This window comes from uncultured Tateyamaria sp. (assembly GCF_947496075.1).
GTDB lineage: Bacteria > Pseudomonadota > Alphaproteobacteria > Rhodobacterales > Rhodobacteraceae > Tateyamaria.
The window spans coordinates 209,752-235,088 of sequence record NZ_CANMBJ010000001.1; the positions used below are offsets into that span (position 1 = coordinate 209,752).

Consider the following 25,337-nt stretch of genomic DNA (forward strand, 5'->3'; position numbering starts at 1 on the left):
GTTGGTCCAGTGTTTTGCCCCGATCAGCTCCCTGCCGCAGCGTCTATCCGAGGGGCGGAGGATTGTCACTACCCATTCCCACACCAGATTGGCTAAAAGCAGCTTGATCAACACAATGCCGCAACAGGATGAACAAACATGAAATTCCAAGGCACTGATGCCTATGTCGCGACCGACGACATGACCATTGCGGTAAATGCTGCCGTTACGCTTGAACGGCCCCTGCTGGTCAAGGGCGAGCCGGGCACCGGCAAAACCGAGCTGGCCAAACAAGTGGCCCGCGGCCTGGGATTGCGGCTGATCGAATGGAACATCAAATCAACGACACGGGCACAGCAAGGCCTTTATGAATATGACGCTGTCAGCCGTTTGCGTGACAGCCAGCTGGGCGAAGACAAGGTTCACGATGTCTCGAACTACATCAAGAAAGGCAAGCTCTGGGAGGCGTTCGAGGCGGATGAAAAGGTCGTTCTGCTGATCGATGAAATCGACAAGGCGGACATCGAATTCCCCAACGACTTGTTGCAGGAACTCGATAAGATGGAGTTCTTTGTCTACGAGACCGGCAAGACGATCCAAGCGCGCCAGCGCCCTGTGGTGATCATCACCTCGAACAACGAAAAGGAACTGCCCGACGCGTTCCTGCGCCGCTGTTTCTTCCACTACATACGTTTCCCCGACATGGAGACAATGAAGCAGATTGTTGCCGTTCATCACCCAGGCATCAAGGAAAGCCTGTTGACCATAGCGCTCACACAGTTTTTCGAAATCCGCGATCAGCAAGGGCTGAAAAAGAAACCATCAACATCCGAAGTGCTGGATTGGCTCAAGCTGCTTCTCGCCGAAGATATGAGTGCCGAAGATCTGAAATCAGACGGTGCCAACGCCCTGCCCAAACTGCATGGCGCATTGCTGAAGAACGAACAGGATGTTCATCTCTTTGAACGCCTGGCCTTCATGGCACGGGGCCAGCGCTAGATCTGAACGTTCTGCACTTGATTTTGCACCCCGGTACGCGCTGGCGGTAGCGTTGCCAGCGCGCTGCTTTCTGAACTCGAATAGTCAGCCGTTGGGGACATTCACCTCCCGCCAAACACAACAGCGGACACGTAAACCGAGTCTTTTACGCCACAGAAATCTGCTGCAGGCGGACCGCACAAGAATTGTGAATAAAAAGTCTTTCTTTTGCCTGAATTGCTCCATAACTTGACTGCGATGAGAGGCGAAAACGCCCGCATCCAAAATGCTAAAAGGCAGGCAGGCAGTAATAATGACCGGTTCCGACGCACTTACTGTGCGCCCTCTTATCTTGTCGGATCGCCCCGCTTGGGGTGATCTGTGGACAGCATATCTGGCCTTTTACGAAACCACTCGCCAGCAAGACATCTACGACACATATTTTGAACGTCTGTTGGGTGACGACCCGCAAGACTACAATTGTCTTGTTGCGGAACTTGATGGCAAACTGGTCGGCCTGACCCATTTCCTGTTTCATCGCCACGGCTGGAAGGTGGAAAACGTCTGCTATCTGCAAGACCTGTATGCGGACCCCACGGTACGTGGCCGTGGCATTGGCCGCGCGCTGATCGAAGGCGTATATGCAGCCGCTGATGCTGCTGGTGCGCCGTCCGTCTATTGGCTGACACAGGACGTAAACACCGAGGCGCGCCAGCTCTATGACCGCATCGGCACCCTTTCCCCCTTCATCAAGTATGAACGGGGATAAATGCGATGAGTATGATGCGCCGCTTTGTTCTGCCCTTCGTGCTTGCGCTCAATGCGTGTGTGCCGGTTACCCCTGGTGACACGCCGACCCGCGCCCTACCTTACAGCTCTGATCTGCCGCCGATGAAAACATTTGGGGCACCGCGCCCCGACAAACCGATCCGATCCAACAACGATCTGGCTCTGGATTTCATCGAGCTCAGCTTCCAACTCGAATCCGGCCGTGCCCTGCCCGTGTTCACGCGGTTCGAGGGTCCGATCGCGGTCCGGGTGACGGGCAAGCCGCCCGCATCTCTCGGCACCGATTTGCGCCGTCTGATGCACCGCCTGCGCACCGAGGCAGAGATCGACATCTACGAAGCAGCCCCCGGCAACGCAGCGAACATCACCATCGAAGCCGTGTCGCGCAAAGACATTCGCAAGGCCCTGCCCCACGCTGCCTGCTTTGTGGTGCCCAACATCACGACAATATCGGAATACAAGGCGAACCGCCGCACGCCGCGCACAAGCTGGAGCAACCTTCGCACGCGCAAGAAGCTGGCCATCTTCCTGCCTAATGACGCCAGCCCACAAGAGGTGCGTGATTGTCTGCATGAAGAGCTTGCGCAGGCAATTGGCCCGCTCAACGACTTATATCGCCTGCCAGACAGCGTCTTCAATGACGACAATGTACATACCGTTTTGACCGGTTTCGACATGTTGGTGCTCAAGGCATATTACGCGCCTGAACTGAGGTCCGGCATGACCCGCGGCCAAGTCGCTCAGCGCCTGCCGCAGATCTTCGCCCGCATCAACCCCGCGGGAGAGAACCTGCCTGCGAAGTTCGCAACCCGCACGCCGCGTGCTTGGAGCCAAGCGGTGCAAACCGCCCTCGGTCCGGGAGCGACCACAGGACAACGCAAGGAAGCTGCTGAACGCGCGCTGGAAATTGCACGGGCCATGGGATGGCGCGACCACCGCCGCGCCTTTGCACATTACGCCAATGGGCGCTTGCTCTTGTCCAGTGATCCCAAGGCAGCGCAATCGCATTTTCGTGCAGCCGACCAGTTCTATGCCGCCACGCCCGGTGCCAACCTGCACCGCGCATATGTTGCAACCCAGTTGGCCGCCTATGCAATCAGCCGTGGCGATGGGGATACAGCTCTTGTCACGCTGGCCCCCCACATCGATCTGGCCGCGCGCAACGAAAACGCCGCGCTGTTGTCGACCCTTCTCTTGCTCCGCGCAGAAGCGCTTGATCTGCAGGGCCGCACCGCGGAAGCACGTGCCGTCAGGCTGGACAGCCTTGGGTGGGCGCGCTACGGATTCGGCTCTGACTGGGCGGTGCGGGCCAAGCTGCGGGAAATCTCTTCGCTAAGCCCGCTCAAGGGGTGAGATGTCCGCCCCAACACATTGAGGGGCAAGATAAATGATAGTTATCGCAGCGGCTGTACTTGGCGCGTTGATCGGTGGTTTCACCGCAAAAAGGCGCAATGGCAACCGGCTGGACATCCTGCAATACGCGGCGGGCTATGCCCTCGCCTTCGTCATCGTTGGCATGATCGCAACCGTGCTGGTCGACCGCGCGATGCGAGGCTGACATGTTCCTGCCCTTCTTCGAAAGCTTGCGAAAGAACGGCGTGCCCGTGTCATTGCGCGAATTCCTCGTCTTTCTTGAAGGGATGAAGGTTGGACTTGCCACTTACGATGTCGAGGCCTTCTATTACCTTGCCCGCGTGGCGATGGTGAAGGACGAACGGAACATCGACAAGTTCGATCGCGCCTTTGCTACAGCGTTCGAAGGGCTGGAACAGATCAGCATCGATCAGGTGCTTGAGGCCGTAGACATCCCGCAGGACTGGTTGGAAAAACTGGCCGAAAAGCATTTGTCAGAAGAAGAGCGGAAAGAGATCGAGGCATTGGGCGGCTTCGACAAGCTTATGGACACGCTCAAAAAACGCCTCGAAGAACAAAAGGGCCGACATCAGGGCGGCAACAAATGGGTTGGTACTGCAGGTACGTCGCCCTTCGGCGCTTATGGCTACAATCCGGAAGGTGTGCGTATCGGCCAAAAGGAAAGCCGTCACCAGCGCGCCGTCAAGGTCTGGGATAAGCGTGAATTCAAGAACTTGGACGACACAGTTGAACTTGGCACGCGCAATATCAAGGTCGCATTGAAGCGTCTGCGTCGCTGGGCACGCGATGGTGCCGCCGAAGAGTTGGACCTGAATGGCACAATCCGTGCCACTGCCGAACACGGCTATCTAGACGTCAAAACCCGGCCGGAACGCCGCAACGCGGTGAAGGTGTTGCTGTTTCTTGATGTGGGCGGCTCAATGGACCCGCATGTGAAGATCGTTGAGGAGCTTTTCTCGGCAGCCAAATCCGAGTTCAAGCATCTCGAACACTTTTACTTCCACAACTGCCTGTATGAAGGCGTGTGGCGGGACAATCGCCGCCGCTGGGACGCACAGACACCCACACACGAGGTGTTGCGCACCTATGGCCCCGACTACAAATGTATCTTTGTGGGGGACGCCAGCATGTCCCCTTACGAGATTGCGTATCCTGGCGGAGCCAACGAACACTGGAATCAGGAAGCAGGGCAAGTATGGCTGGCCCGTGCCCGCGACCAATGGGCGTCGAACCTGTGGATCAACCCGGTGCCCGAGAAGTATTGGCCCTACACCCATTCCATCAGCATGATCCAAGAGATTTTTGGAGCCGAGGCGATGGTGCCCATGACGCTCGAAGGGCTCAGCCGCGGGATGCGCGCTCTGACCCGTTAGGCCGGACAGCGGGCCCAAGTGATTGGCTGATGCCGAACCACCGGTTGGTTTTCCAAACGCACACGACGGATCTACAGGACTTTCCCCAGCACGCTGCGGATCGTAGTGTTCCGCACATGTCCAATGCTCCCGTTGTCTCGATCGATCCTGCGGCCTTTCACGCTGATCCCTATCCCAGCCTGGCACAGATGCGCGAAACGGCCCCTGTGTGTTTTGTGCCAGAATTGGGTGCGACTCTGTTCACTCGGCGCGACGACGTGTTTCGCGAAGAGAAACGGATCGACCTGTTTTCGAGCTATCAACCGGATGGATTGCTGACCAAGGTCATGGGCTCGAACATGATGCGCAAGGACGGTGAAGCGCACATGCGTGAAAGAAAGGCGCTGTTTCCTGCACTAAGTCCCCGAACCGTGCGAGACATACTGGCGCCGCAGTTTCAGGACATCGTCCAGCGTCACATCGACCGCCTGAAGCCACTTGGTGGCTGTGACCTGGTGACCGAGTTCGCAATGCCTGTTGCAGCGGATGCTTTGCGCCTCATGACTGGCCTGACCAATATGGAACCCGCCGAAATGGATGCGGCGAGCCAAGCGATGCTGGATGCAGCAGCGAACTATCAGCGTGACCCTGACGTAGACACGCGCGGATATCGCTATGCAGATCGCGTACAATCCCTGATTGAGGCGCGTTTGCCAGAACTTCGGGCGCATCCGGATCACTCCATCATTTCAGTTCTTGATCAGGCGGGGCTGACACTCGATGAGATCGCAGGGAATGTTCGTGTCATCATCGGCGGCGGCCAGAACGAACCCCGCGACGCCATCGCGGGAACCGTTTGGGCACTGCTAACCCATCCAGACCAATATGCCCGGATTGCGAACGGCGCGGCGACATGGGGCGATGCCTTTGACGAATACGTGCGCCTTGTCGCGCCAATCGGTATGTCGCCTCGTCGTGTTGCCCGGAATGACACGGCCTGCGGCGTCGACTTTGACGAAAATGAACTGATCTTTTTCATGTTTGGATCAGCGTGCCGGGATGCAGCCCATTTCCATGATCCAGACCGTTTTGACCTGAGCCGCGACACTGGTCCTGCCCTCCCGTTCGGGGCTGGCCCGCACTTTTGCGCAGGTGCCGCGGCCTCCCGCAGCCTGATCGCGGGTCATGCCCTGCCCATGCTGTTTGATCAGTTCCCCTACCTGCGCTTGGAGGGTGATGTCACCTTTGCCGGATGGGCCTTTCGCGGTCCCTTGACCGTTCCTGTCAGCTGGCATGTCACAGCAAGCTTGCCGATGTCTGAAAACGCCCCCATATCCTCAGTATGATCAAGTTTCTGCCCATCCTCCTCGCCCTTTTGTATGGGCTGGCAATGTACCGTTTTTCGGTCTGGCGCACTGCACGCGAACTGGACGAGAAATCCACAGAACTCGCTGATCCAATGTTGCGTCAGATGTGTGACCAGATGGCAGCCGCGCTCGACCTGGATCGCATTCGGGTCCACATCTACGAGATTGAGCCGGTAAATGGCCTCGCAGCGCCGGATGGGCGCATCTTCATCACACGCGGGTTCTACAACAAGTTCAGGCAAGGTGGTGTTTCCGCGTCCGAAATGGCAAGTGTGATTGCGCACGAATTGGGCCACGTCGCCCTTGGACACAGTCGGCGTCGCATGATTGATTTTTCCGGGCAGAACGCACTGCGCACAGCGCTGGCCATGGTACTTTCGCGGTTCATACCCGGTATTGGCGTCTTGATTGCCAATGCCTTGACCACGCTGCTGGCAGCACGTCTTTCACGCAGCGATGAATACGAGGCGGATGCCTATGCCGCGGCTTTGCTGACCAAGGCCGGCATCGGGATTGGGCCCCAGATATCACTTTTTGAGAAGCTCGAGATGTTGACCAAATCCAATTCCGGTGCTGTCCCGGCGTGGTTGATGAGCCATCCGAAGACACGAGAACGGATCAAGGCGCTCGAAGCACTGGATGCCAAGTGGAAACGTGTACCCGCGCCCTAGACCATCGGCGCAGTTCTGGCATTCCATTCACGGTCCAGCGACCTTATGCAGACCGTTCCAGTGCCTTACCCAAGCGCGGCAAACGCGCCTTTTTCATCAGACCTCGCATCTGCCAATCTTCACCAGACAATCGCCGCGCCTCGGACAGCACTTTTTGAGCGGCGTAGTTCACTGCATCCGGCTGCGCCTCGAAACACCCCAGAAGGAACCCGTCAGGATCAGCACGCGACAGCCCTTCCTCGGCCAGAATGTTGCGTGGGAAATCCTTGGCATTTGACGTCAGAATGATGTCGGACGATCCGGCAATTGCGGCTGCCAGAACATGCACATCCGCAGGGTCCGGTAGCCACAGCCGATGCTCCAACTCGGACGGGTGCTTCACATTTGACCGTGGCCACCGGGCACCAAGCATCGCAATCTCACCCCGTGCCTGTGCCTCACCATCGGGGCCCAACCGTGCAGCGGCGCGCGCCCATTCTTCAAGAATTCGGTCAGACCATTGCGGTGCGAACAGACCAGCCGCAGCCACGCCAAGGACCACTTCGCGCATGACGGTGGGGTATAGAACGTTGGCGTCGATCAGCACCTTCATAGGCGGAAAAACAACGCCTTGAGGTAACCGCTTTCTGCCAGTTGTGGCAGCTGAGGATGATCGGGGCCTGCAAATCCGGTATGAAGCAGAGCTGGCGATCGCCCTGCCCGCCCGATGCCACGCGCAGATGCTGCACGAAACTTCGTCAAGTCCGCAGCGTGGGAACAGCTACAGAGCCCCAGAATACCCCCCTCGGCCACCAAGGGGGCCGCAAGACGCGCAACCCTTTCATAGGCCCGCAAACCGGCATCCAGAGCTTTCTTGGACGGAGCGAAAGCCGGCGGGTCACAGATCACGACATCGAACTGCGCGCCTTCGTCATGCAAGGCCGCCAGAACGTCAAAGGCATCACCCTGTCGCGTTTCAAACCTGTCCGCTGCGCCCATCGCCTTCGCGCCATCGGACGCAAGCGCCAGCGCTGGCACAGACCCATCAACACAAAGAGCGGACTGAGCGCCACCGGCAAGCGCCGCCAGACCAAAACCACCAACATGCGAAAACATGTCTAGCACGCGTGCATCAGATGAAACAGATTGGGCAAAAGCGTGGTTCGGTCGCTGGTCGTAAAACAGCCCTGTTTTCTGTCCGGCGGCGACGTCCGCCATATAGGTTGCTCCATTCATTGGAACCGGAATGGGACCCTCGGGCATCTGGCCGGCAAGAATGGCATTCTGATCATCCAGCCCCTCAAGCGCGCGTGTTCGCCCGCTGGCATTCTTGATCAGATTGGGAATTTGCGTGACGCTTTGTATGGCTGCAACGAGATCATCCAAGCGCGTGTCGACCCACGCCGCGTTTGGTTGGACCACGGCGGTATCACCGAACCGATCAATGATCACGCCAGGAAGCCCATCCGCCTCGGCATGGATCAAACGATAGTATGGCGCATCGAACAACGTCTCGCGCAACGCCAAGGCACGGGCAATGCGTCCTTCGAACCACGCTTGGTCGACAACAGCATTCGGGTCACGATCCAGCACACGCCCCACGATCTTCGACAACGGATTGACCGCCACGAGACCAAGCGGTGCGCGGCCATCGTCTTCCAAAACGGCAATAGTGCCGGGCGACAATGCCTTGGTTCGACGGTCCAAGACCGTTTCATTGCCATAGACCCATGGAAACCCGTACCGAATGCGACGCGCATCTGTCTTGGGACGCATACGCAGTTTCGGGCGGTCGGACGGAAAAGAGGGCGCTGTCATGGCGCCCTCCTCTAATCCTATCGACTGTCTTGTGAAAGATCAGATTTGATTCATCGCCTGGATGAAGCCCAATTGCGGGTTCTTGTACCCTTCAACTGTCGTCAATTCCTGGCGGATGACTTCTGCCAAGTGGTTGGTGATCCGCACCTTCTGAGTAAGACCGCGTGCCTCGGCCTGCAAGGCTTGCTGCCCACCAAACCCGTCAAGATCTGCGCGCACCAGGCGAGGCTCGGTCAGCAGTGCACCCGTCTTGGGATTGCGGAGCGTCAGCTCGAAATTGATGTTATGCACACCGCCTACGGTGTAGCGTGCCTTTTCCGACAGAGCATGAAAACGCAGCACTTTGACGTCCAGCGCGACTGGTACAGTGCCGGAGAGCGGATCTGTACCGCGACGCATAGCCGTGTCAAAGATCGCCGCAACTTGCGCATGACGATCACCGATCGCATCACCACGCCACACGATATCGGCTTTGGGCAGATAGCGGTTTGCCTCAGAGACGGACAATGCACGCGGCACACGCACGGTGACGCTGTCCACCCGCACATCGGTCAGCGGGGCAACCAGAGACGTCGCTTCCACCGGTGCAGATTGCGCAAAGGGCAGCGCAGGTGCTTCGAAGGGAACGTTACGCGAGGCAACATTTGTATTTGCACAGGCCGAAACAAGGCCACCCATCGCCAACAGCAATACCAGTTTCATGCGTTTCATCTTGGTCTCCAGTCAGGCCACATTCACTGCGCCCTTTGTGTTCTGGAGTTCAACCTGCGGGGAGAATGGGGCAGAAATTGGACAAATTTGGTTCAAATAAGCGATTGTTTAGAGACGTGGAACAGTTTCAGGCATCGCGCTGGCGGCTGCGCCAACCACCGCGACGGCGAGGTTGCGCGATCTGTTCTTGCCCATCGCGTAAGGTCTGTGTCATCGGGTGATCCGGGAAGTCATCCCCGTACTGTTTCAGCAAGCCCAACAACAAATCCGCCGGAACATGTGTGCCCGGTACGCTCAACGCCCAATCTAAAAAAATGGTCCTGCATTCAGCTGTAGTGATCCCATCAATGCGGTAAGCCTCGAAAATGAGACCCTTTGGGTCCAGGTTATCACCTTTTGGCATCACTCACGTTCCTCGCCTTGCGTGGCCGCATCAATGATCGCAGCGGCACGTTCCGTCATCTCAATCAGTCGGTTTTCTGCCGCGCTCCTTGTTTCCAACTCCACCGCCCGCATCAATACCTCTTGGCCCCCTGCCCCCAGCGCATCCGGATCAACTGCATCCACACTGAGCAAGCGCGAGGCAATCTGCACACGCCACAATAGCGCGTGGGTTTGGGAAAGATGCTGTGCATCCACGTCACTCAAAATGCCTGCGGCGACACAGGCATTCAGACCGTCCCGAACCCCGGACCTTACCTCGCCCGTCAGCACGGCACCAGTTTGTGCGAAAAGCTCGATGTCCTGCAGACGTCCAGCACCAGTTTTTGCATCCCACACAGATGAGGGTTGTCTGGCACCTGCGATGCGTGCCCGCATATCTGAAAGTTCAACGAGGACCGCGCGACGATCACGCACTTGACCAATTATCGAACGACGAAACTGCTCTACATCTTCAGCAAAGCTGTCAGGCCCTGCCACAACTGTTGCACGCACCAGGGCCAAATGCTCCCACAACCATGCATCTTCGCGCTGATACCGCTGGAAGGCGGACCAGCTCGTCGCGACAGGCCCCTGATTGCCTGATGGGCGCAGCCGCATGTCGGCCTCGTAGAGCCGTCCTTGAGCAGTTTGTGTTGTGATCGCCGTAATCATGGCTTGCGTCAGGCGTGCGTAGTAGCTGCGGGTTTGTAGCGGTCGGGGGCCATCGGACTGATCAACACCATCCGGATCATAGACCACAATCAGATCAAGGTCGGATTGGGGGGTCAGGTGCCCGGCCCCCAAACTGCCCATACCAAGGATGACACCGCCGCGTCCTGGTGGGGGACCGTGCCGTTTGGCAAAATGTGCCTGCACTTCTGGCCAGAGCGCTGCGATACTGGCCCTGGCAAGGTCGCTGTATTGCTTCCCGGCCTCTGTCGCGGTCGTCAGCTGGCGCAAATGGTGCACGCCTATGCGAAAATGCCATTCCTTGGCCCAAGCGCGTATGGCGTCCAACTTGCCTTCGTAGTCCGGTTCAGCCGCCAAACGGGCGATGGCCAGATCGGTCAGAGCAGATCCGCCCGGCCACGCGTCAAAGAAGCTGCCGCCAATCACGGCATCGAGCACACCGGCATTGCGCGACAGATATTGTGCCAATGCGGGCGACGTTCCAACGATATCGACCAAAAGGTCGATGAGTTGCGGGTTCGCCTCGAACAAGGAAAACAACTGCACACCCGCAGGCAGACCTGCAAGAAATCCGTCAAACGCGGCCAGCGCCTCTTGCGGTTTTGTGGCCGACGACAGACGCTCAAGCAATACAGGCTCAATGCGGTCAAACAGGGCCGCGCCCCGCACACTGCGAAGCGCAGGATAGCTGCGCCAACGCGCTTGCATCGCATCATCCAGTACCATACTCGGTTTGGGATCGCGGGCGTCCGGAGCAAAGAAACCCTCAGTCTCTGCATGCACGGACGACAGGCGATCCTTCAACTCTCCTTCAAGCGCCGCCCGCTCTGTACCCATCATGGCAGCCAGCCGCTCGAATCCCTCATCGCTGCCCGGCAACTTGTGGGTTTGCGCGTCGCGCTGCATCTGGATGCGGTGTTCAACGGTGCGGGCGAAGCGGTAATGATCCGTAAGTGTCTCGGCAGTGGCAGCAGGCACCCAGTCCTTAGCGGCGAGACGGCTCAGCCCAGTGACCGTATCGCGCACCCGCAAGTCCCGGTCGCGCCCGCCCGCGATCAACTGCCGGGTTTGGGTAAAAAACTCGATTTCACGAATGCCGCCCCGCCCCAGTTTCATATCATGACCGGGCAAGGTTATGGGGCCACCAGTTCCCTTGTGCGCGCGGATCGCCAGACGCATGTCATGGGCGTCCTGCACTGCTGCAAAGTCCAGATGCCGACGCCACACAAAGGGGCGAAGCTCGTCCAGAAAGGCTCGCCCAGCTGAAAGATCGCCTGCACAGGGACGCGCCTTGATGTAGGCCGCCCGCTCCCACGTCCGGCCGAGGCTCTCGTAGTAGCGCTCGGCCGCGCCGGTCGACAACACAACCGGCGTCACCGATGGATCAGGCCGCAAGCGCAGATCGGTACGAAAAACATACCCATCCTCGGTCAGGTCGCTAAGGAGCTTGCACATCTCCTGCACCGCACGCACGCACCCTTTGCGCACACTCGCATAGTCAGACGGATCATGCCGCGTTTCATCAAAAAGGCAGATGAGATCAATGTCGGATGAATAGTTCAGCTCAAACGCGCCCATCTTGCCCATGGCCAGCACAAACAGGCCGACCTTAGTGTCCGGCAAGCGCCCACGGCGCACCTGCTCTTCGACGGCGGCAGACAAAGCAGCGTCACAGGCCATATCTGCAAGTCGCGTCAACGCGCCTGTCACATCCTCAAGCGACCACGCCCCGGCCAAATCTGCTAAAGCCGCCAACAGGGCAACACGGCGCTTCGCCTGCCGAAGGGCCGGCTTCAGCCTGCTCAAATCTTGGCTTGGAGGCGCAAGCACTTGCTCAAAAGCAGCATCAAGGTCGTCCAACGCTGTTGGCAGCCAATCGGCCTCTTTTTCGATCAGCCCTGCCAGATAAGGACTGCACCCTGCCGTTCCCACAATCAGATCGTGCAAGGCTCCGCTGACTGCGGGGACTGAAGACGCCGCCGCCTGTCCCCGTTCAAGGTCAAACGGGCGGGGCATCCGCGTGATATGATCCTTCAAACGCATGGCCGCACCATCAAAGGCAGACTAAGCGCCGTCAATGGCCCTTGCGCATGGTAGCGCGCTAAACGACAACTTCAGATTATGAGTAAAAGCCTGAAACGTGTACGCGCTGCGCTGGACGCGGCAAAGATCGATACCCGGATCATGGAAACGCCGCTGGCCCGCACCGCTGCCGATGCTGCAAACGCCATCGGATGCGAGATTGACCAGATCGCGAAGTCGATCATTTTCCAGGGGCAAGACAGCGGCAGGGCCGTTCTGTTCATCACCGCGGGCGGCAACACCGTTGATGCGACCAAGGCGGCTGTCGTTGCGGGCGAGGCGTTGGGCAAGGCAGATGCTGCCCTCATCCGCGCCCAAACAGGCTTTGCGATCGGTGGCGTTTCTCCCGTGGGACATCTGAATCCGATCCGCACATATTTGGATCCACGCCTTGTGGATTTCGATGTTGTGTGGGCTGCTGCGGGCACACCGCATCACGTTTTCAGGATCAAACCAGACGACTTGCGCGAAATTTCGGACGCACAACCATCTGATTTTGCATCACAATAAGCGGGCATGTGAAAAAGATTTACATTAACCCTTGCAACCCGGGTCCGTGATGCCAATTTTTAGTGATGTGAAACGGCTTCACATACAATCACACATCTTCGGGGCGCCGTCCCCGCATCACGCGAAAGGTTCGAAAATGACGTCCATGTCCACCACTGCCCCCGCCCAGCACAGCGCAGGCGGTTGGTTTTCCAAGACCGAACGCTGGCTTGACGACCGCGGCAAAGGTGCCTGGATCGCGGCGATGGTCCTCGGTTTCATCTTCTTCTGGCCCATCGGCCTTGCCCTTCTGGCCTACATGATCTGGAGCAAACGCATGTTCTCTAAATCCTGCACGACGCGCCGCATGAGCGGTGCAATGACCACGATGCGCTCGACCGGCAACTCGGCATTCGATGCCTACAAGGCGGATACGCTGCGTCGGTTGGAGGAAGAACAGCACAATTTCGAAGCCTTCCTTGAGCGCCTGCGCGAGGCCAAGGACAAGTCCGAGTTCGACCAATTCATGGACGAACGCGCAAAGGCGGCGAAGTCCGAAGACTAAATACATCGGTCCCGGCATTATGTTCGGGACCGCCTCCATTCTTCCCTTCGGAGCATATGAATGCACCTCGCTGACCCAATTACACAACCGCAGTTTTATCGCGACGTGGCCGGGAAACGGTTCATGGCGTGGATCTTGGACACGATCATCATCGGCCTCATCTGCGCGTTGATTTTGCCATTCACCGCCTTTATCGCCGTGTTCTTCTGGCTGGGTTTGTATGCAGTTGTTGGCTTTATGTACCGGACAATCACCTTGGCGATAGGATCGGGCACCTGGGGCATGCGCCTTATGGCAATTGAAATTCGGGACTCATCCGGCGCTCGCCTGGATTTGGGTCAGGCATTCCTGCACACACTGGGATATACGATCAGCTGGGCTGTTGCGCCCCTTCAACTGATTTCAATCGTGTTGATGGCGACATCCAATCGCGGTCAGGGTTTGACCGATATTGTGATGGGAAGCGCTGCATTAAATCGGCGCGCGCGCGCCTGAAGCCACGTTACGCACTTGCCAGCAATGCGTGCACTGGTATCATTTGCGCGAACTTTTGCTGGATACTTATGCGCCACACGCTTCCCCTTGCCCCGCAGTTTTATGTGACTGCGCCTCAGCCCTGCCCGTATCTGGACGGGCGGATGGAGCGGAAGCTGTTCACGGCCCTGCAGGGTGAGAACGCTGAAAAACTGAATGATAGCCTGAGCCAACAAGGCTTTCGACGGTCGCAAAATGTACTGTATCGTCCATCTTGCGCCGATTGCTCCGCCTGCCTGTCCGCACGCATCGACGTGTCCGCCTTCAGCCCGTCAAAAAGTCAAAAACGCACCATTAAGCGCAATGAAAGCCTTGAACGCCGCGCGACATCGCCATGGGCGACCGAGGAACAATACGCCCTTTTCCGGGACTACCTTGATAGCCGACACGCCGACGGTGGCATGGCGGATATGGACGTTTTCGAGTTCGCCGCAATGATCGAGGAAACACCGATCCGCAGCCGGGTGATCGAATATATCGACAAAGATACAAACGAATTGACTGGCGTCAGCCTGACCGACGTGCTGACTGACGGGCTGAGCATGGTCTACAGCTTTTACAAGCCGGGCCTGCAACGCCAATCCTTGGGAACGTACATGATCCTCGATCACGTTCGGATCGCGCAAGAGGCTAATCTGCCGTACGTATATCTTGGCTATTGGGTGCCCGGCAGTCAGAAAATGGGCTACAAATCCAAGTTCTCGGGACTTGAGGTTTATATTGGTGGTCGGTGGCAAAAGATGCGCAACCCGGAAACCTTCAGCCCGGATATGCATCCTCTTTCTACCGATCCTATTGCAGAACAAGTCGCAAACATCTCGCTGCCGGACACACGCCCCACACGCTAACCCTCAGGGACGCCGCTGGCCCTTGATCTGGTACGCAATGGTATTGCCGCACATGCATTTCCTCAGGCGTCCGAATACCTGACTGCCGTCCGTTTCCGCGAACGGATCAATCCAAGTCTCTTCCGCCGTGCTAAGCCTTTGGCATCGCCAGCAGTGCAGCAGCATGAACCGCCCTGCAAACAGGTCCGGGTTGAAATCCACCGGCACTTCTGCAGCTCCGATGTCTATGTGCAATGCACCGCCTTCAAGACCTGTCACGCGCGTCTGAAATGCACGCAATCGGCCAAGCTCTTCCGAAGGTTGCGACACACCGTTGTCCAGTGACGGATACTGACGCATCTGCGAGATCTTGTTGTTCAATGCCTGCGCAACCCGGTCCAGTAAATCGTCAACCGGTAGATACGCACGAAACCGGCCGTCCAGCGCGGAGTAGTTCCAACTGTCGTTTCGAACAGACACCAGCCAGGCCGACATCATCACATCCTCATTCGAACCCCTACAGGTACTGCCTGCCATCCGCCATCAACGGAGGCCAGCGGATACATCGCATCGCGTTTGGAACGAAACGCTAAACGCTTCGCGCCATAGAAAAAGGGCGGCCTACTGGCCGCCCCATATTCGGTTCACTGAACACTTAGTTCGGAATGAGGTCCGGTATCAACGTCACGATGCCGGGGAACGTCCAAAGCAAGGCCAGCCCAGCCACCTGGATCAACACGAACGGAATGATCCCACGGTAGATGTGGCCCGTCGTCACTTCCTTCGGCGCGACCCCTCTTAGATAGAAAAGCGCAAACCCGAAGGGTGGTGTAAGGAACGACGTCTGCAGGTTCACCGCAATCATGATCGTGACCCATTTCGGATCAAACGTGCCGCCGTAGATGACCGGCCCCACGATGGGGATCACGATGTAGATGATCTCGAGGAAATCGAGCACGAAGCCCAACACGAACAACACCAGCATCACGATCAGGAACACCGTGAACTCGTTGTCAAAGGATTTGAGGAACTGCTGGATGTAGTGCTCTCCACCAAAGGAGATGACCACGAGGTTCAGAAGCTGCGAGCCGATCAGAATGGTAAAGACCATCGACGTAACTTTGGCCGTCTCGCGCACCACCGGGCTGAGAACGCCCGAAGTGTAGAGGATCCAGCACGAGAACAGCAGACCGAACAGGGCATACAGGTACGCGCCGTAAGCTACGAAGAACGCGAACCAGCTTTGTGCAGACACACCGCTTTGGTTGATACGCAGGTCAAAGTTCACACCGACGAGGATACAAACGATGATCGCCAGCGTGGACCAGATGATCACCTTCGGGCTGCGGTCCATGTCTGTCAGCTTGCGATAGGCGGCCAGCATGATCGCACCACCGGCACCTAGAGCCGCCGCAGGCGTCGGGTTGGTGATACCGCCCAGAATCGAGCCAAGCACCGCCACGATCAGCACCAAAGGTGGGAACACAACACGCACCAGCTCGTTCTTTGAACATCGCTTCACACCCTCAACCGCACCGTAAAGGATCAGTGCAAAGGGAATGAACATGACCGCCACATAGTAGCCCGCACTGTTGAGCGGCCCGATAAGCAGAATGTCAGCCAGCAGCGCAAGGACCACACCAATACCGCCGATGATCAGTGGCTGGTTTTCCTTGCTTGGTGCGATGCCCTTGGCCGTGGTCAGGATCAGGCCCAGCAGGATCAGCAGGATCGCTGTGCCAGTGCCGATGGGGGCAGCCGACGCGACCTTGGCCTCGATCGCTGCGGCGAGTTCTTCCTCGCTCAGACGTTCAGATTGCTGGACGCCACCCGATGAGTCGATTTCCTCTTGTTGTGCAACAGCGTCGTCCCATGCAGCTTGGCCGTGCAACTCGATCATGGACGCCTTGCACTCTTCTCCGACATTCGTGCGTAGGCTGGCTGATTGGCCAATGTCGGAAAACGCCGACACGGTTGAGGATTGGCTGCCGACAATGTTCAGGTTCCCCAGCAGAATGGTACCCACAATGATCAGGACAGGTGCACCCAGGAACCACGTGAATGCCTCACCGCGCGTAATCGGTTCGGCGTTGGTTGCGCCCATTTCGACTGCAGGTGCCTTCTCAGGATTCAAAAGCGCATAGCCGAAGGCATACAGAGCATAAAGCAGCGCGAGCATGATGCCCGGCAACAGAGCCGCTTGGAACAGCGTACCCACCGACACGACCGCAGGCTCACCCAGATAGGTCAGCGCGTCTGTGCAACCGGCAACCTGTGCCCGGTTTTCCTGAGCGGCCGAGTAAAGGTCGCCAGCAAGTGTGCCCAGAAGAACGATCACGATGGACGGCGGAATGATCTGCCCCAAGGTGCCAGAGGCTGCAATCACGCCTGTCGCGATCTCGGGTGAGTAGTTGTTCCGCAACATGGTCGGCAGCGCCAAGAGGCCCATGGTCACAACCGTCGCACCCACGATGCCGGTCGATGCGGCAAGGAAGGCACCCACAACAACGATGGACACAGCCAGACCGCCCGGCAGCGGACCAAAGACGCGAGCCATGGTTGTCAGAAGGTCATTGGCAATCTTCGAACGTTCCAGCGTGATGCCCATCAGAACAAACATCAAAACGGCCAGCAGCGTTTCGATGGATTGACCCGCCAGCACACGCTCGTTCATCCGGTTCACGACAAAGGACACGTTCCGGTCCAGCGCGACTTCCCAACCGTTGGGGAACACAGGTTCGCCAATGCGCGGCAAGTCGGGGTATCGGAACACGCTGATCGTATCGGGTTTGACCCCCGAATTGACCAGATCACGATAGGCTTGCGCGCTTTCGTCAATGGCTTGGTGGATCAACAGCCCGGCACTGTCCAGCGACGCGATGATCCCGAAGGAGATGACCCCTGCCCCCGCAATCGCAAACGCAACGGGAAAGCCGGAAAGGATGCCGCCAAAGAGGCAGACAAAGACGATGATCAGGCCAATTTCTACGCCATCAAGTCCAAACAACATTGTTTACTGCCCCTAACTCAGTGTGTGCCTTCGTAGGCTTCTTCGCCCTCGCCCAGCGTATCGCGGTCGAGGTATTTGCCTTCGCTCTCTTCGCCTTCCCTCCACTCAAGATACGAGCGGTAGAAGAAGGCGATTGCGTGCAGGAATACGAGCCCCGCAAAGGCGACCAGCAGGATTTTGAACAGGAAGTACCCGTTGAAGCCGTTGGGGCTGAACCCGATCGTTTCAACGTTCCAGCGCACTGCGCGGGCCGACCGCTCAGCGCGCTCAATATCCCAACTTGCGGCCGGTTTGGGCGTCACCAAGTGGCGCCACAGGAAATACCAGCCATACATCCAGATCAGCGTGGCCGAGGGCAGCATGAACACCAGCGAGCCGAACATGTCGATCACGCGCTTGGTGCGGAACTTCACCGCGGAATAGAACAAGTCCACACGCACATGCCCGCCCTGCACGAAGGTGTAGGTGACACACATACAAACAACGAGCGCGTTATAGAGCTTTAGCTCTTCTGCGAACCAGGAGATGTCGAACTGCAACGGGATTCCGAAGCCGATTGAGATATCTGGCCGGGTAAAGATCCGCTGCATGAATACAATGATGATCTGCTGCAGCACCATCAAAAGGCCAGCCCAAGCAAAAAGGCGTCCAGAGGTGTTGGCAATGCCCTCCATCACCCGAACACAGCCCCACATGAACTCGCGTTTCCACAGGCCGACGGCGGTGACAACAAGGATAATGGCGAGGACGGCAAAGAAGAATTGCGTCGACCCGCCGTAGTAAACGAATTTCATCAAGGACAGTTTGTCCTCGGGGGTGTTGGCCCAAGTGACCCAATCCAGCCATGACGCTGGGTGCGTGATGGCATAGGCGATATTGTAGAAGGCCAGGCCAAGGTTCTGAAAGAACCAGAGAACGCCATCTACAAGCGTTGCAAAGGTGCCTGCGGCTTCAGCGCCGTTTTCGTTTTCCATGAATGTGCCCCCTACGATACTACCAGCGCGTGGCTGACTGATCGCCTCAGTTCCTCACGTGAACCAAGGGCCCCGATCATCGGAGCCCCTGGTATTTTCAGAAAGTGTCGGCTTAGCCGCCCAGCACGCGCACGCGCTGTTGGACATAATAGCCGTCGGATTTGTTGATCCAGCTGGCGGAGGTGGCGAGGCTTTCTTCGAACGAGGCGCGTGTTTTTGCAAACAGCTCGTCGCCCATGTTCTCGTCCATAACCTCTGCAGATGCCGCACCGAACGCATCCCAGACGTCGTCCGAGAATTGCAGCGTTTTCACGCCCTGCTGTTGCAGACGTGCCAACGCAGCACCGTTGTTGGCCAGTGTTTCGGCAAGCTGGTAGTGCGTGACCGCGCGCGAAGCGTTGGTCAGGATTGCCTGGTGCTGTGGTGTCAGGTCATTCCAGACATCCAGGTTCACGTTGGCAGCCAGAGCCGAACCCGGCTCGTGGAAACCGGCAGTGTAGTAGACTTTTGCCACTTCCTGGAAGCCGGCGCGTTCGTCAGCCATCGGGCCAACCCACTCCAGACCGTCCAGAGCACCGGACGACAGCGCCTGGTACAGTTCACCACCGGGGATGTTCTGCACGGATGCGCCCAGCTTGCCGAGCACCTTGCCGCCCAGACCGGGCATACGGAACTTCAGGCCGTTGAAGTCAGCAGCCGAGTTGATCTCGTTGCGGAACCAACCACCGGATTGCGAACCGGAGTTACCTGCCAGCAGACCTTTGAGGTTGAAGATTTCGCCCAGCTCGTCGTGCAGCTCCTGGCCGCCGCCGTGCTCGTACCAGTTGGTGACTTCCTGCGCGGTGCCGCCGAAGGGCACGGCCGTGTAGTAGGCATATGCCGGGTGCTGACCGATGAAGTAGTAGTCAGCCGAGTGGTACATGTCCGCCTGGCCCGACGACACGGCGTCGAACACTTCGAACGCGCCAACCAGCTCGCCCGGGGCTTTCTTGTCGATGGTCAGCTGACCGTCCGACATCTCGCCCACGAATTGCTCAAGATAGCTTGCCGCGTCATCCAGAACGGCAAAGCCGCGGGGCCACGAGGTGACCATTGTCAGCGTGCGCTTGCCCTGCGCATAGGCCGGCGCGGCCAGAGTTGTTGCAGCGGCGGCGGACCCACCAAGTGCAGACGTCTTTAGAAAAGAACGACGATCCATAGAGATACTCCTCCCAAATATGATGCCCTTCCCCTCCCAGGGGGGCGGATCGTTTCGAGTGCCGACACACTAGCGATGGCGGCCACGATGAAAATACCTAGTACTGCGTAGAAAGTCGGCAATTCTGCGCGTTTGGTCAGTTTTTTTCACCAATTTTGACCGCGTTTCATTCTACCGCGATCCTGTTAGCGCACGTAATTTTCGCTGTGCCTCTTTGATTCGAGCGGTAATCCGCGTATCGAATCATGCTGTGCGACATGCCCTTTCCAATCTGCGCCTGAGCTATGCGCAAAAGCTGTCACTTGTGGCTGCGGTTCCGCTTATCCTTGCGGTCGCGGCAATCGCTGTCTTGGTTGCCATACAATCCCGCGCGTTGGCCGAGCGGGAGATACAGGCCCTGGAAACCCAGTTGATCGAGGCCAAGAAAAGGGAACTGCGCAACTACGTGACGCAGGCGCGCAACGGATTCTACTTCATCTATGGATCCGCCGCACCCGACGATCAGGAAGCCAAAGATCAGGTGGCCCAGATTCTGTCTGCCATGATCTACGGGGATGAAGGGTTCTTTTTCGTTTACGACTATGACGGCACAAATCTGGTCAATCCGCGCCAAACCGAGATGATCAATCAAAACCATCTTGCGCTCACCGACAGCCGTGGCACGCATGTCGTTTCCAACCTGATCGATATCGCGCGCCAGGGCGACGGATACCTGACCCACCTTTGGCCGAAGCCGTCCAACGGTCAGGAAGCGGAGATGATCACCTATGTCACCTCCTTCCCCTCGTGGCGTTGGGCTGTTGGCACCGGCGTCTATATCGATGACGTCCTGACCTCGGTTGCTGAGGCGCGCGCCGATGTTGAAACCCGGGTGCAACGCACGTTCTACTATATATCCGCCATCACGTTGGCTGCCCTGCTGATGGTCTTTGGCTCCGGCATGGCGCTGAACTTTCGTGAACGCCGTCTGGCCGATGCCAAGCTAAAGAAACTGACGCAACGAGTCTTTGACGCGCAGGAAGAGGAACGCGGCCGCGTGGCCCGTGAATTGCATGACGGCATCAGCCAGATTCTTGTTGGTGTCCGCTATGCGCTCGACAGTGCGCGGCGGCGTTTGGACAAGGGCAGTGGCGACGTAACAGCCCCGTTGACCCAAGGCATAGACAACTTGGGCACGGCCATTTCGGAAGTACGCCGCATCAGTCGTGATCTGCGCCCGGGCGCATTGGATGACTTGGGGCTTGGCCCCGCCCTGAAAGCCCTGATCGAGGATTTTGCGAACCGGACCGGGATAGAGACGGATTTCCAAACCGTGGTGTTCCGCAACCGACTGGATCAGGATGCCAAAATCGCGCTTTATCGCATCGCGCAGGAAGCACTTACCAACATCGAACGGCACGCCGCGGCAACAAACGTGTCCGTCGATCTGCGGGGTCACAAACGCGGGGCAACGCTGCGCATCTCGGACAACGGTGTCGGTCTTGACCAGACCGTCAGCCGAAGGTCTGCAGGAATTGGTTTGCGAAACATGCAGGAACGTGTGGAGCAGCTGGATGGTACGTTGCGCATCCTGTCTGGTGCGGGCCAGCAGGGTGGCACCGTGATCGAAGCAACGGTACCATTGACGCACCTGCTGCCACCAGAAAGCTCGACAACCGGTAAGGAGCGCGCACGCGCATGACTGACTTAATTCGCGTTCTGATCGTTGACGATCACCCAATGGTCGCGCAGGGCATCCAATCTGTTCTTGAGGACCACGATAGCATTTCTGTCGTCGGAACACTTGGCACCGGTCGTGCCGTGATTGATCAACTGGACGCTCTTGATCCGGACGTCATTCTGATGGATCTCAACATGCCCGAGATGGGCGGTTTGACAGCCACCGAACTTGTTCTGGAAAAACGCCCGGGCACACGCATTCTTATCTTATCCATGCATGACAGTCCCGAATACATCTCATCCGCCCTGAGCCACGGTGCGATGGGTTACGTGTTGAAAGACGTACCGACCGAAGAGATTGCACAGGCGATAGAAACTGTCATGAAAGGTGAACGTTATCTGTGCACTGGGGCAGAAGGGGCCATTGCGCCCAAGCGCGCAGATGTCGCCGGCGCGCTGACCGGACGCGAGCAAACCATCCTGCTGCAACTCGCACAAGGGATGTCCAACAAGGAAGTGGCAAACGCCTTGGACATCTCCGTACGGACGGTTGAAACCCACCGCAAGAATATCAAGCGCAAGCTCGGTATCTCTTCGACCGCTGGCCTGACACGCTACGCACTCGAACATGGCGTGCTGCAGGGCACCGGCAACGCGCTTTAGGCGGCGCCTCCTAACGATTTCTAAAGTGATCAGTGGCAATGCTCAGGCATGTCACAACCGTCTTTTCGAACCACGTATGCACCAGAAACGGATACGGAGCGCTTTGCACAGCGCAGGGCTGCCATCGACCTGATTGCAACCACACGGGCGCGGGCCATCCGTTCTGCGTTGTTTGGGTCATATTTGTTCCGCGTAAATCCGCTTGGACCCGAAACCAGCGAAAAGCGGGCGCAATGGCGGGCCGTCCTGAACGAACAGCGTGACGCTATCGCACGTTCGGCGGCAATTGTGCGGGGAACGGACCCCCAAAAGGCCGTGCCTGACTGGGTCTGTGAGTGGATTGGACAGCATGGATCCGAAAACCCCAAGACGGTCGCTGACTTTGTGAGAATGAGCGACCTCACAAACGATGTCGCTCTTGCCGCTGGCGGCGATGATGTCCGACGGTTGCGCGACGCTCTTGATGTCCATTTGCGGGTTGGACGCGGTGGTTTCTTCGAAAGCGTCACCGGGTTTTGCGACGGTCTTTGGGCCAAGTTGGACGCGTCACGTCATGAAGAGGTAGAGCGCGCAAGTGCGGCCGGGGATGCGATCTCCAAAACTCTGACCCGGCTTGAACAGATCGGCAAACATGTCCGCCTTGTGTCTCTCAACGCATCGGTCGAAGCGGCACGTGTCGGCGATGCTGGCCGCGGCCTGGGTGTGATCGCGGTCGAATTCAAAACTCTGGCCGAAGAGATTCAGATGCTGGCCACCACCGCCCGCTCCGAGATAGCGGCCATGACTGGCAGTGAGGATGGCTGCAGCATCGCAAAAAGAGGCAAAAATTACCTTTAATGTCGACAAGAAGGCCTCACGCGAAACAAAGTTTCACATTTTTCCAGCCGCGGGACAGTTTTTTCTGTTTTTCCACTGTTGACCCTCCTTTGGGGTACGCATAATGTTTGCTCACGCAGAAAAGGACCTCAGGGTTAATGACTGAACTAGTCGTCATCGTAGTGGACATGCGCATGGGCCGGTAACGGAAATCCAGATCTACACCCATGCGCCCCCGAAACCCGGGGGTTTTTTTATGCGCAACAGAAACCGCAAATCGGAGCACGCGGAACATGACACGTCAAATGACCGGAGCGAAAATGGTCGTCCAAGCCCTCATTGATCAGGGTGTGGACACGGTATTCGGATATCCCGGTGGCGCTGTGCTACCGATCTATGACGAGATCTTTCAGCAGAACTCGATCAAGCACATCCTTGTGCGTCACGAACAAGGCGCAGTGCACGCAGCCGAAGGGTATGCACGTGCGACAGGCAAGCCCGGCGTGTGCCTTGTTACCTCCGGCCCCGGTGCCACCAACGCCGTGACCGGTTTGACAGATGCGCTGATGGATTCGATCCCGATCGTCGTTCTGACGGGTCAGGTCCCTACGTTCATGATCGGATCGGATGCGTTCCAGGAAGCGGACACGGTTGGCATCACCCGCCCCTGCACAAAACACAATTGGCTTGTGAAGGAAACTGACGGCCTGTCAGGCGTCATCCATGAGGCATTCCACGTGGCAACCGCTGGCCGCCCAGGCCCAGTGCTGATTGACATCCCAAAAGACGTGCAGTTCGCAACCGGAACATACAACCCGCCCAAACCTTCAACCTCCCACTACCAGCCGCAGGTCAAGGGTGACATGGAGGCGATCACAGAGTTGGCTGCCGCAATTGAGACAGCCAAACGCCCGATTTTCTATACAGGTGGCGGCGTCATCAACTCCGGCCCGGGCGCGAGCCAGCTGCTGCGGGAACTTGTGGATGCGACGGGCTTCCCCATCACGTCCACCTTGATGGGCCTCGGTTGTTATCCTGCCAGTGGGAAACACTGGATGGGCATGCTTGGTATGCACGGTCTCTACGAGGCCAACATGGCGATGCACGATTGCGATTTGATGATCAACATTGGTGCGCGGTTTGACGACCGGATCACGGGCCGCATTGACGCGTTCAGTCCAAAATCAAAGAAAGCCCATATCGACATCGATCCGTCCTCGATCAACAAGGTGATTAAGGCGGACATCCCGATTGTCGGCGATGTCGGGCACGTGTTGGAGGACATCTTAAAGGTCTGGAAGTCGCGCGGGCGCAAAACCAATCAGGCTGCACTGGCGCAGTGGCGGGCTAAGATTGATGAATGGAAAGCTGTGGATTGCCTGAAGTTCACGCAAGAAGGCAAAACCATCAGACCGCAGCACGCATTGGCGCGGTTGGAGGCTCTGACCAAGGACCATGATCGCTACATCTGTACCGAGGTGGGCCAGCACCAGATGTGGGCAGCGCAGTACCTCGGTTTCGAAGATCCGAACCGCTGGATGACATCCGGGGGCTTGGGCACAATGGGCTACGGCTTCCCAGCCTCGATCGGCGTACAGATGGGACATCCCGAAGCGTTGGTGATCAATGTGGCGGGCGAAGCATCTTGGCTGATGAACATGCAGGAACTGGGGACAGCGATGCAGTTCAACCTGCCGGTCAAGCAATTCATCCTCAACAACGAACGCTTAGGTATGGTGCGTCAGTGGCAGGAGCTGCTGCATGGTAAGCGCTATTCACATTCGTGGTCCGAAAGCCTGCCCGACTTCGTAAAACTTGCCGAGGCGTTTGGCGCCAAGGGCATCATCTGCTCCGATCCGGACGACCTGGATGAAGCAATCATGGAGATGATCAACCACGATGGACCCGTCCTGTTCGACTGTCTGGTTGAGAAACACGAAAACTGCTTCCCGATGATCCCATCAGGCAAGGCGCATAACGAGATGCTGCTGGGCGAGGCCGAGACACAGGGTGTAATTGATGCCATGGGGAGTGTTTTGGTTTGAAACACGCGATTTTTCTGTTTGCTTTAATCGCAAGTGTTTCTCTCGCTGCTTGCGAAGCACCGGTCATAGAACCGGAGCTGAAAATCGAGCGCTTGGCCAGCGTAAACCTCAGCGATGAGAGCGCGCGGAAGTATCAGGAATTCCGGGAAATCGCGACTGTCTACAGCGCAATGTATGTAACGACGGATGGTATTGGCGGGGGCCGCGCTTGGGGATATTCCAGCCTTGAAGAAAGTAAGCGACTGGCGCTCGGAGAATGCCGTAAGTTCAATTCAGGGCGCTCTTGTATACTGTATGCTGTCGCAGTCCCAACGAATGAGTAAAGGCGCTTTATGCAAGTGGCC

25 protein-coding genes are annotated in these 25,337 nt (G+C 57.6%); 16 read left to right on the forward strand and 9 right to left on the reverse strand.

Going from position 1 to position 25,337, the window contains the following annotated elements; genetic code table 11:
- The first annotated feature begins 138 nt into the window (after window positions 1-138).
- From Q1A51_RS01035 to Q1A51_RS01065, 7 genes are all read left to right on the forward strand, one after another.
- Window positions 139-978 carry a MoxR family ATPase gene (locus Q1A51_RS01035; RefSeq protein ID WP_299605874.1) on the forward strand — a complete coding sequence of 280 codons (840 nt, stop codon included), beginning with the start codon at window positions 139-141 and terminating at the stop codon, window positions 976-978.
- Between the two features lie 292 nt (window positions 979-1,270).
- On the forward strand, window positions 1,271-1,726 hold the full coding sequence (locus Q1A51_RS01040; protein ID WP_299207054.1) for a GNAT family N-acetyltransferase: 456 nt from the start codon (window positions 1,271-1,273) through the stop codon (window positions 1,724-1,726).
- Window positions 1,727-1,740: 14 nt separating this feature from the next.
- The gene (locus Q1A51_RS01045) at window positions 1,741-3,099 is read left to right on the forward strand and encodes a DUF2927 domain-containing protein (protein WP_299207165.1); all 1,359 of its coding nucleotides are present in this window, start codon (window positions 1,741-1,743) and stop codon (window positions 3,097-3,099) included.
- A 34-nt stretch (window positions 3,100-3,133) separates the two neighbouring features.
- Window positions 3,134-3,304 (forward strand): apolipoprotein acyltransferase, encoded by a 171-nt coding sequence (locus Q1A51_RS01050; protein WP_299207056.1) that lies wholly within the window; start codon window positions 3,134-3,136, stop codon window positions 3,302-3,304.
- Between the two features lies 1 nt (window position 3,305).
- Window positions 3,306-4,493 (forward strand): VWA domain-containing protein, encoded by a 1,188-nt coding sequence (locus tag Q1A51_RS01055; RefSeq protein ID WP_299605879.1) that lies wholly within the window; start codon window positions 3,306-3,308, stop codon window positions 4,491-4,493.
- A 116-nt stretch (window positions 4,494-4,609) separates the two neighbouring features.
- On the forward strand, window positions 4,610-5,818 hold the full coding sequence (locus Q1A51_RS01060) for a cytochrome P450 (RefSeq protein WP_299605882.1): 1,209 nt from the start codon (window positions 4,610-4,612) through the stop codon (window positions 5,816-5,818).
- The gene (locus tag Q1A51_RS01065; RefSeq protein ID WP_299605884.1) at window positions 5,815-6,510 is read left to right on the forward strand and encodes a M48 family metalloprotease; all 696 of its coding nucleotides are present in this window, start codon (window positions 5,815-5,817) and stop codon (window positions 6,508-6,510) included. Before Q1A51_RS01060 ends, Q1A51_RS01065 begins: the two co-directional genes overlap by 4 nt.
- A gap of 43 nt (window positions 6,511-6,553) precedes the next feature.
- On the opposite strand, the gene Q1A51_RS01070 is transcribed toward Q1A51_RS01065, so the two are convergent.
- From Q1A51_RS01070 to Q1A51_RS01090, 5 genes are all read right to left on the reverse strand, one after another.
- Complete coding sequence (locus tag Q1A51_RS01070; RefSeq protein WP_299605886.1) at window positions 6,554-7,102, reverse strand: RSP_2648 family PIN domain-containing protein; 549 nt, start codon at window positions 7,100-7,102, stop codon at window positions 6,554-6,556.
- Entirely contained in the window at window positions 7,099-8,307 is a 1,209-nt protein-coding gene (locus Q1A51_RS01075; protein ID WP_299605888.1) for an RSP_2647 family RNA methyltransferase, read from the reverse strand. Before Q1A51_RS01075 ends, Q1A51_RS01070 begins: the two co-directional genes overlap by 4 nt.
- Before the next feature lie 39 nt (window positions 8,308-8,346).
- Window positions 8,347-9,018 (reverse strand): DUF6778 family protein, encoded by a 672-nt coding sequence (locus Q1A51_RS01080; RefSeq protein ID WP_299605890.1) that lies wholly within the window; start codon window positions 9,016-9,018, stop codon window positions 8,347-8,349.
- A 127-nt stretch (window positions 9,019-9,145) separates the two neighbouring features.
- Window positions 9,146-9,421, reverse strand: a complete 276-nt coding sequence (locus Q1A51_RS01085; protein ID WP_299605892.1) for a hypothetical protein — start codon at window positions 9,419-9,421, stop codon at window positions 9,146-9,148.
- Window positions 9,421-12,174 carry a glutamine-synthetase adenylyltransferase gene (locus Q1A51_RS01090; RefSeq protein WP_299605894.1) on the reverse strand — a complete coding sequence of 918 codons (2,754 nt, stop codon included), beginning with the start codon at window positions 12,172-12,174 and terminating at the stop codon, window positions 9,421-9,423. The genes Q1A51_RS01085 and Q1A51_RS01090 overlap by 1 nt, the downstream gene beginning before the upstream one ends.
- A 78-nt stretch (window positions 12,175-12,252) precedes the next feature.
- Between Q1A51_RS01090 and Q1A51_RS01095 the strand changes: the two genes are divergently transcribed.
- From Q1A51_RS01095 to Q1A51_RS01110, 4 genes are all read left to right on the forward strand, one after another.
- Complete coding sequence (locus Q1A51_RS01095; protein WP_299605896.1) at window positions 12,253-12,723, forward strand: YbaK/EbsC family protein; 471 nt, start codon at window positions 12,253-12,255, stop codon at window positions 12,721-12,723.
- A gap of 136 nt (window positions 12,724-12,859) precedes the next feature.
- Window positions 12,860-13,267, forward strand: a complete 408-nt coding sequence (locus tag Q1A51_RS01100) for a DUF2852 domain-containing protein (RefSeq protein WP_299207077.1) — start codon at window positions 12,860-12,862, stop codon at window positions 13,265-13,267.
- A gap of 60 nt (window positions 13,268-13,327) precedes the next feature.
- Entirely contained in the window at window positions 13,328-13,762 is a 435-nt protein-coding gene (locus Q1A51_RS01105; protein WP_299207079.1) for an RDD family protein, read from the forward strand.
- A gap of 68 nt (window positions 13,763-13,830) precedes the next feature.
- Entirely contained in the window at window positions 13,831-14,649 is an 819-nt protein-coding gene (locus Q1A51_RS01110) for an arginyltransferase (protein WP_299605899.1), read from the forward strand.
- 3 nt (window positions 14,650-14,652) lie between these two features.
- Here Q1A51_RS01110 and Q1A51_RS01115 read toward each other — a convergent pair whose 3' ends face one another.
- From Q1A51_RS01115 to Q1A51_RS01130, 4 genes are all read right to left on the reverse strand, one after another.
- Window positions 14,653-15,126 (reverse strand): hypothetical protein, encoded by a 474-nt coding sequence (locus tag Q1A51_RS01115; RefSeq protein WP_299605901.1) that lies wholly within the window; start codon window positions 15,124-15,126, stop codon window positions 14,653-14,655.
- 157 nt (window positions 15,127-15,283) lie between these two features.
- Complete coding sequence (locus Q1A51_RS01120) at window positions 15,284-17,638, reverse strand: TRAP transporter large permease subunit (RefSeq protein ID WP_299605904.1); 2,355 nt, start codon at window positions 17,636-17,638, stop codon at window positions 15,284-15,286.
- A gap of 17 nt (window positions 17,639-17,655) precedes the next feature.
- The gene (locus Q1A51_RS01125) at window positions 17,656-18,612 is read right to left on the reverse strand and encodes a TRAP transporter small permease subunit (protein ID WP_299605907.1); all 957 of its coding nucleotides are present in this window, start codon (window positions 18,610-18,612) and stop codon (window positions 17,656-17,658) included.
- A gap of 112 nt (window positions 18,613-18,724) precedes the next feature.
- The gene (locus tag Q1A51_RS01130) at window positions 18,725-19,810 is read right to left on the reverse strand and encodes a TRAP transporter substrate-binding protein (RefSeq protein WP_299207089.1); all 1,086 of its coding nucleotides are present in this window, start codon (window positions 19,808-19,810) and stop codon (window positions 18,725-18,727) included.
- Window positions 19,811-20,060: 250 nt separating this feature from the next.
- Here Q1A51_RS01130 and Q1A51_RS01135 point away from each other — a divergent pair, with 250 nt between their 5' ends.
- The 5 genes from Q1A51_RS01135 to Q1A51_RS01155 all read left to right on the forward strand — a co-directional run bounded on the left by Q1A51_RS01135 (window position 20,061) and on the right by Q1A51_RS01155 (window position 25,316).
- The gene (locus Q1A51_RS01135) at window positions 20,061-21,491 is read left to right on the forward strand and encodes a cache domain-containing protein (RefSeq protein ID WP_299605909.1); all 1,431 of its coding nucleotides are present in this window, start codon (window positions 20,061-20,063) and stop codon (window positions 21,489-21,491) included.
- Window positions 21,488-22,132: a response regulator transcription factor gene (locus tag Q1A51_RS01140; protein ID WP_299605911.1), complete on the forward strand. Its 645-nt coding sequence runs from the start codon at window positions 21,488-21,490 to the stop codon at window positions 22,130-22,132. The genes Q1A51_RS01135 and Q1A51_RS01140 overlap by 4 nt, the downstream gene beginning before the upstream one ends.
- A gap of 48 nt (window positions 22,133-22,180) precedes the next feature.
- A complete protein-coding gene (locus Q1A51_RS01145; RefSeq protein ID WP_299605914.1) occupies window positions 22,181-22,969 on the forward strand; it encodes a methyl-accepting chemotaxis protein in 789 nt (262 codons plus the stop codon).
- A 272-nt stretch (window positions 22,970-23,241) separates the two neighbouring features.
- Complete coding sequence (locus tag Q1A51_RS01150) at window positions 23,242-24,993, forward strand: acetolactate synthase 3 large subunit (protein ID WP_299605916.1); 1,752 nt, start codon at window positions 23,242-23,244, stop codon at window positions 24,991-24,993.
- Window positions 24,990-25,316, forward strand: a complete 327-nt coding sequence (locus tag Q1A51_RS01155) for a hypothetical protein (protein WP_299207100.1) — start codon at window positions 24,990-24,992, stop codon at window positions 25,314-25,316. The genes Q1A51_RS01150 and Q1A51_RS01155 overlap by 4 nt, the downstream gene beginning before the upstream one ends.
- The last annotated feature ends 21 nt before the right edge of the window (window positions 25,317-25,337 follow it).